The organism is Streptomyces sp. (assembly GCF_031181555.1).
Classification (GTDB): Bacteria; Actinomycetota; Actinomycetes; order Streptomycetales; family Streptomycetaceae; genus Streptomyces; species Streptomyces fimbriatus.
The window spans coordinates 1-6394 of the sequence record NZ_JAPSKQ010000213.1 but is presented as its reverse complement, the minus strand read 5'-3'; the positions used below and the strand labels follow the sequence as shown (position 1 = coordinate 6394).

Below are 6394 nucleotides of genomic sequence, written 5' to 3'. Positions count from 1 at the left end.
CCGGCGCACCGAAGCGCAGCAGTGCCGAGCCGTCGCACAAGCCGTCGCACAAGCCGAAGAAGACGGCCCCCGAGGCATCCACGTCCAGGCCCGCCACCGCGGCCCCCGAGCCCACCACGGCCGCCCCCGAACCCACCACGGCCGCTCCGAAGCCCACCGCCAGTGCTTCGAGCCCCGCCGCGACGGGCGGCAGCCAGGCCTCAGGCGCCGTCGCCAAGGTCGTGGAGCTCGTCAACGCCGAGCGCAGCAAGGCCGGTTGTTCCCCGGTGAAGGTGAACGCCGCCCTGACCGAGGCCGCGCAGAAGCACAGCGAGGACATGGCGGCGAGCCGCAGCATGTCGCACACCGGCTCGGACGGGTCCTCGCCCGCCGACCGCATCACCCGCGCCGGCTACAGCTGGAGCACCTACGGCGAGAACGTCGCCTACGGCTACTCCACTCCCGAGCAGGTGATGACCGGCTGGATGAACAGTCCCGGCCACAAGAAGAACATCCTCAACTGCGCGTTCAAGGAGATCGGCGTCGGTCTCGCGCAGCCCGGCTCCTACTGGACCCAGGACTTCGGCGCCGCCCGGTAGGCACCACACGCCCACGCACGCCGGTGACCCGCCATCGGCCCGGCCCCGGGGAAGGGCCCTTCCCCGGGGCCGGGTGCGAGCCGCTCGCCGCGAGCACCGCGCCGGGCCGGGCGGGGTGCTCGCGGGTGGCGCGGACGGCGTGGGCGGAACGGCCGCGGTCACGGGCGTCCCCTTCGACGGAGGTACCGGTCAGCGGTCGAGTGCCGGGATGATCTCCGTGCCGTACGCGTCGATCGTCGTTTCCTGCGCGTCGTGCATGTCGTACACGGCGAACTGGTCCACACCCAGGTCGCGGAGGTGCCGGAGCTTCTCGACGTGGGCCTCGGCCGGGCCGAGCAGGCAGAACCGGTCGACGATCTCGTCGGGGACGAAGTCCGTGGACGGATTGCCGGCCCGCCCGTGGTGGCTGTAGTCGTAGCCGTGCCGTTCCTTGACGTACGACGTCAGCGCCTCGGGGACCAGGTCGGAGTGCTCGCCGTAGCGGGCGACCAGGTCGGCGACGTGGTTGCCGACCATGCCGCCGAACCAGCGGCACTGCTCGCGGGCGTGCGCCAGGTCGTCACCGACGTACGCCGGGGCGGCGACGCAGACGGTGACGGAGGCGGGGTCGCGCCCCGCCTCCGCGGCCGCGGCGCGTACGGCCCTCACCATCCACTCGGTCAGATACGGGTCGGCGAGCTGGAGGATGAAGCCGTCGGCCCTCTGTCCGGCGAGGGCGAGCGCCTTCGGCCCGTACGCCGCCATCCAGACGGGCAGCTTCCCGTTCCTCACCCACGGGATCCGCAGCGGCTGCCCGTCGACCTCGGCCTCGCGCCCTTCGGCGAGGTCGCGGATCACGTCGATCGCCTCGCCCAGGCGGGCCAGCGTGTGGGGCTTGCGTCCGGCGACGCGCATCGCGGAGTCGCCGCGGCCGATGCCGCAGACGGTGCGGTTGCCGAACATGTCGTTGAGGGTGGCGAAGGTGGAGGCGGTGACCTCCCAGGTGCGGGTGCCCGGGTTGGTGACCATCGGGCCGACCTTCAGTTTCGTGGTGTTCGCCAGGATCTGGCTGTAGATCACGAACGGCTCCTGCCAGAGCACGGCGGAGTCGAAGGTCCAGCCGTGGGTGAAGCCGTTCCGCTCGGCGCGCTTCATCAGGCTGACGACCCGTGAGGCCGGCGGGTCGGTCTGCAGGACGAGTCCGAAGTCCATGCGGGGCGCTCCTAGGTGAGGTACTGACAGGTGGACCGCGGGGTGTAGGCGCCGTGCCCGGCGCGCCCGGTGTACTCCCGCTCGGTGATGACCGGTTCGCCGCGCGAGAGGACGGTCTCGACGCGGCCGGTGACCCGCCTGCCCTCGTAGGCCGAGTAGTCGACGTTCATGTGGTGGGTCTCGGCGGACATGACCTGCTCGGCGTGCGGGTCGTAGATCACGACGTCGGCGTCGGCGCCCGGCGCGATCGTGCCCTTCTTCGGGTACAGGCCGAACATCCGGGCGGGGGTGGCGCAGGCGATCTCGATCCAGCGGCGGCGGGAGATGTGCCCGTCGAGGACGGCCTGGTGCAGCAGGTCCATGCGGTTCTCGACGCCCGGCAGGCCGTTGGGGATCTTCGAGAAGTCGCCCCGGCCGAGCTCCTTCTGGCCGGTGAAGCAGAAGGGGCAGTGGTCGGTGGAGACCACCTGGAGGTCGTTGGTGCGCAGGCCCCGCCACAGCCGGGCCTGGTGTTCGCGGGGCCTGAGCGGGGTGCTGCACACGTACTTGGCGCCCTCGAAGTCCGGCTCGGCGAGGTTGTCGGTGGACAGGAACAGGTACTGCGGGCAGGTCTCGCCGAAGACGTTCAGGCCCTCGTCACGCGCCCGGGCCAGCTCGGCGACCGCCTCCGCGGCGGACACGTGCACGACGTACAGCGGGGCGCCCGCGACCTGCGCGAGCCGGATCGCGCGATGGGTCGCCTCGGCCTCCAGCAGGGCCTTGCGGACCTCGCCGTGGTAACGGGGGTCGGTCTCCCCCCGGGCCAGGGCCTGTTCGACGAGCACGTCGATGGCGATGCCGTTCTCGGCGTGCATCATGATCAGCCCGCCGTTCTCGGCGGAGCGCTGCATGGCGCGCAGGATCTGGCCGTCGTCGCTGTAGAAGACGCCGGGATAGGCCATGAACTGCTTGAAGGAGGTGACGCCCTCCTCCACCAGGAGATCCATCTCCTTGAGCGTCTCCTGGTTCACGTCGGAGACGATCATGTGGAAGCCGTAGTCGATGGCGCAGTTGCCCTCGGCCTTGGCGTGCCAGGCGTCCAGCCCCTCGCGCAGGGAGTGGCCGACGCTCTGCACGGCGAAGTCGACGATGGTGGTGGTACCGCCCCAGGCGGCGGCCCGGGTGCCCGTCTCGAAGGTGTCCGAGGCGAAGGTGCCGCCGAAGGGCAGCTCCATGTGGGTGTGGACGTCGACCCCGCCCGGGATGACGTACTTCCCGGTGGCGTCGATGGTCCGGTCGGCGGTGAAGGCGTCGGCGGCCGGGGTGGCGGAGGCGGCGAGGGCGGCGATACGGCCGTCCTCGATCAGGACGTCGGCGTGGGTCTCGTCGGAGGCGGTGACGACGAGGCCACCACGGATGACGGTACGGCTGCTCATGCTGCTCCCTCTCCTCGCGTGCTCGGTGCTGTCAGGGGGCGGTCAGCGGCGTGTAGGCGCCCGGGGCGCGGTCGCGGTAGAACTGCCAGCGGTCGCGCACCTCGCGCAGCTTGGCCAGGTCCAGGTCGCGGACGACGAGTTCGGTCTCCTTGTCGCTCGCCACCTCGCCGACGAACCGGGCCTCGGGGTCGACGAAGTAGCTGGTGCCGTAGAAGTCGTTGTCGCCGAGCTCCTCGGCGCCGACCCGGTTGATCGCGCCGACGAAGTACTCGTTGGCGACGGCCGCCGCCGGCTGCTCCAGCTGCCACAGGTAGCCGGAGAGGCCCCGTGAGGTGGCCGACGGGTTGAAGACGATCTCGGCGCCCGCGAGGCCGAGTGCCCGCCACCCTTCCGGGAAGTGGCGGTCGTAGCAGATGTAGACGCCGACCCTGCCGACGGCGGTGTCGAAGACCGGCCAGCCGCTGTTGCCGGGGCGGAAGTAGAACTTCTCCCAGAATCCCTTCACTTGGGGGATGTGCGTCTTGCGGTACTTGCCGAGGTAGGAACCGTCCGCGTCGATCACCGCCGCGGTGTTGTAGAGGACCCCGGGCTGCTCCTCCTCGTACATCGGCAGCACCAGCACCAGCCCCAGCTCCCCGGCGAGCGCCTGGAAGCGCTTGACGATCGGTCCGTCCGGGATGCGTTCGGCGTAGGCGTAGAACGCCGGGTCCTGGACCTGGCAGAAGTACGGTCCGTAGAACAGCTCCTGGAAGCACAGCACTTGGGCGCCCTGGGCGGCCGCGTCGCGGGCGGCCCGCTCGTGGACCTGGATCATCGACTCCTTGTCGCCGGTCCAGGCGGTCTGGAAGACGGCGGCACGGATCACTGGGCTCATCGGGACCTCCGGTCGCTCGGTGTGCGGTGAGCCTAGGAAGCGGACGCGCCCGCTTTGAGTTGCACCGTGTCACGTCTGCGGGGGCGTGGCGTGTCACCGTGTCACCGTTCGACGAGCCCATGTTTCACCGCCGTTGTCGCAGGTGGTCCCTTGTTTCACTGCTGTTGCGCGTCGTGCGCGAGGAGCGCGATGTGCACCGAGGCGGCCTGTTCGAAGTCGTCGAGGTCCACGCCGAGGCGGGCCTGTATCGCCTCCAGGCGGCGGTACAGCGCGGGCCGGGAGACGTGGTGCAGCTGCGCGGTGCGGGACTTGTTGCGGCCGGTGGCGAGGTAGGTGCGCAGCACGGACAGCAGGTCCTCGTCGGGCTCGCGCAGCAGCCCGTCCAGTTCCCGTTCCGCGAAGGACTGCACCTGGGGGTCGTCCCGCAGCAGCCGGATCAGCCCGCGCAGGTGGACGTCCCGGAGGCGGACCACGGCCGGCAGGTCCAGCGCGGCGGCGGAGCCGGCGACGGCGTCCACCACGTGCCGGGCCTCGCGCAGCCCGGCGGGTACGTCGTCGAAGGCGGTGCGCGCGTCGGCCGCCGCCACCACGACCGGGGCCGCCCCCGGCTCGGAGCGCAGCCGGGCCGCGAAGTGCGCGGTGAGTGCCTCGGCGTCCTGGTCCCGGGCGAGGCTGAGCAGCACGGCGGTCACCGCGTCGGCCAGCTCGGCGACGACGCCGGGCAGCCCCAGCAGGCGCAGGACGCGGTCGAGCCGGTGCGCCTCCCGGCCGCGTACGACGAGGGGTACGAAGGTGCGCCGGTTGACCGGCAGCCCGGCCGCGCGGGCCCGGGGCAGCAGTTGCCGGGCCGGGACGATCCCGCTGACCAGGTCGGTCAGCAGGCTCTGCGCGGACTGCTCCTCCCAGGAGCGGGCGGCACCGCCGCCGAGCATGCGGTGCAGGACGAGGGCCTCGGCGGCGCGGTCGGCGAGCAGTCGTCCGGTGGCCCTGTCGCCGCGGTAGCCGCACAGCACGATCCGGCCCCAGCGTTCCCCGCGCCCGCCCAGTTCGGCGCGGATCCAGCCGTCGCCCTCGGTGCCGCCGGCCTGGCGGGCGATGCGCTCCCAGTCGCGCAGCACGTCGTCCACGGCCGGCCGCTCCCCCGCCGTGCCGAGGACGCGGTGGGCGAGGTTGGTGACGACGACGGGGCAGCCACTGTGCCGGGCGACCTCGTCGAGCAGGCGCTGCAGCGGGGCACCGGCGGTGATCAGCGCGGTGAGTTCGCCGCGCACGGCCTCGGAGAGGCTGACGGCGGCGAACTTCCGCCGCACCAGGCGGGACTGGACCTCCTCGGTCAACTGGGCGAAGGGGAACGGCCGGTGGAGCACCACCAGGGGCAGTCCGCAGCGCTCGGCCACGCGCCGCATCGCGTCCGGCGGGGACGGGAAGGCGCGGCCCAGTCCGAGGACCACGGCGGCGGCCTCCGCGCGGTGCAGGGAGCGGACGTACTCGGCCTGTCTGCCCTCGTCACCGGCGAGCAGCACCCCGGTGGTCAGCACCATCTCGCCGCCGCTGAGCATCACCCCGACGTCGGCCGCCTCCGCGACGTGCACCCAGCGCACCGGCCGGTCCAGCCGGTCGGCGCCGGCCACCACCTCGGGCTCCCCGGCGAGCACCCGCTCCAGCGCGAGGACCTGCCGGACCGACAGCGCCGGTGCCGACGTCTCCCAGGACTCCGAGGCGGTGGTCATGGCGACTTCCCCTTGCTGGGTGTGCTGCTACTGGATGCTCCTCAGAGCGCGCTCGAGGATCGCGGCCCCCTCCTCGGCCTCCGCGACGTTGAGGGTCAGCGGCGGGGCGATGCGCAGGGCGCTGGTGTCGTGTCCGCCGCCCTTGCCGATGAGCAGTCCGCCCGCGCGGGCCTCCTCGAGGACGGCGGACACGGCCGCGGGGTCGGCCTCGTCGGTGCCGGGCTTCGTCAGCTCGATGCCGATCATCAGCCCGCGCCCGCGCACCTCCCGTACCGCCGGCACCTGGGCGGCGGCGGCCCGCAGCCGCTCGATGAGCATGCCGCCGACCCGGCGGGCGTTGCCCTGGAGGTCGTGTTCCAGCAGGTAGGTGAGGTTGGCCAGGCCGGCGGCCATGGTGATCTGGGTGCCGCCGAACGTCGAGATGCTGTGGGCGTCCAGGCAGTTCATGATCTCGGAGCGGGCGATGACGCCGCCGATGGACATGCCGTTGCCGATGCCCTTGGCGAAGGTCACGATGTCGGGCGGGCCGCTGCGGCCGTGCGCCTGCCAGCCCCAGAAGTGCTCGCCGGTGCGGCCCCAGCCGGTCTGCACCTCGTCGGCGATCCA

The 6394-nt window shown here is 72.3% G+C and carries 6 protein-coding genes; 1 reads left to right on the top strand and 5 read right to left on the bottom strand.

Annotated elements, in window-relative coordinates:
- Window positions 1-578: CAP domain-containing protein (locus RIM90_RS28405; RefSeq protein ID WP_309063615.1), on the top strand; the 578-nt coding region annotated here is incomplete at its 5' end.
- A 189-nt stretch (window positions 579-767) separates the two neighbouring features.
- Here RIM90_RS28405 and RIM90_RS28400 read toward each other — a convergent pair.
- From RIM90_RS28400 to RIM90_RS28380, 5 genes are all read right to left on the bottom strand, one after another.
- Window positions 768-1769, bottom strand: coding sequence for a TIGR03842 family LLM class F420-dependent oxidoreductase (locus tag RIM90_RS28400; protein WP_309063614.1), 1002 nt, complete (start codon window positions 1767-1769; stop codon window positions 768-770).
- Between the two features lie 11 nt (window positions 1770-1780).
- Window positions 1781-3184 (bottom strand): dihydropyrimidinase, encoded by a 1404-nt coding sequence (hydA, locus tag RIM90_RS28395; protein ID WP_309063613.1) that lies wholly within the window; start codon window positions 3182-3184, stop codon window positions 1781-1783.
- Between the two features lie 31 nt (window positions 3185-3215).
- The gene (locus RIM90_RS28390) at window positions 3216-4058 is read right to left on the bottom strand and encodes a nitrilase-related carbon-nitrogen hydrolase (RefSeq protein WP_309063612.1); all 843 of its coding nucleotides are present in this window, start codon (window positions 4056-4058) and stop codon (window positions 3216-3218) included.
- A 155-nt stretch (window positions 4059-4213) separates the two neighbouring features.
- A complete protein-coding gene (locus RIM90_RS28385; protein WP_309063611.1) occupies window positions 4214-5788 on the bottom strand; it encodes a PucR family transcriptional regulator in 1575 nt (524 codons plus the stop codon).
- Window positions 5789-5815: 27 nt separating this feature from the next.
- Window positions 5816-6394: aminotransferase class III-fold pyridoxal phosphate-dependent enzyme (locus RIM90_RS28380; protein WP_309063610.1), on the bottom strand; the 579-nt coding region annotated here is incomplete at its 5' end.

Coding starts and splice junctions, on each gene's coding strand:
- RIM90_RS28400 (WP_309063614.1), bottom strand. CDS start 1,769: ATGGACTTCGGACTCGTCCTGCAGACCGACCCGCCGGCCTCACGGGTC.
- hydA (WP_309063613.1), bottom strand. CDS start 3,184: ATGAGCAGCCGTACCGTCATCCGTGGTGGCCTCGTCGTCACCGCCTCC.
- RIM90_RS28390 (WP_309063612.1), bottom strand. CDS start 4,058: ATGAGCCCAGTGATCCGTGCCGCCGTCTTCCAGACCGCCTGGACCGGC.
- RIM90_RS28385 (WP_309063611.1), bottom strand. CDS start 5,788: ATGACCACCGCCTCGGAGTCCTGGGAGACGTCGGCACCGGCGCTGTCG.